The 254-nt window shown below is 52.0% G+C and carries 3 tRNA genes; all 3 read right to left on the reverse strand.

Annotation, left to right across the window (positions count from 1 at the left end):
- Positions 1–2: 2 nt before the first annotated feature.
- The 3 genes from GDZ68_RS18000 to GDZ68_RS18010 all read right to left on the reverse strand — a co-directional run bounded on the left by GDZ68_RS18000 (position 3) and on the right by GDZ68_RS18010 (position 254).
- Positions 3–75: transfer RNA gene (locus GDZ68_RS18000), tRNA-Lys, on the reverse strand.
- A gap of 9 nt (positions 76–84) precedes the next feature.
- Positions 85–160, reverse strand: a tRNA-Thr gene (locus GDZ68_RS18005).
- Between the two features lie 18 nt (positions 161–178).
- Positions 179–254 (reverse strand) — tRNA-Val (locus GDZ68_RS18010).

Below are 254 nucleotides of genomic sequence, written 5' to 3' on the forward strand. Positions count from 1 at the left end.
GGTGAGCCGTACAGGATTCGAACCTGTGACCCTCTGATTAAAAGTCAGATGCTCTACCAACTGAGCTAACGGCTCGTACATGAATGGTGCCGGCGAAAGGACTTGAACCCTCAACCTACTGATTACAAGTCAGTTGCTCTACCAGTTGAGCTACACCGGCAAAAGTGTAGATAAATTATGGTGGAGGATGACGGGCTCGAACCGCCGACCCCCTGCTTGTAAGGCAGGTGCTCTCCCAGCTGAGCTAATCCTCC

It is taken from the genome of Sporosarcina cascadiensis (assembly GCF_009650995.1).
Lineage (GTDB): Bacteria > Bacillota > Bacilli > Bacillales_A > Planococcaceae > Sporosarcina > Sporosarcina cascadiensis.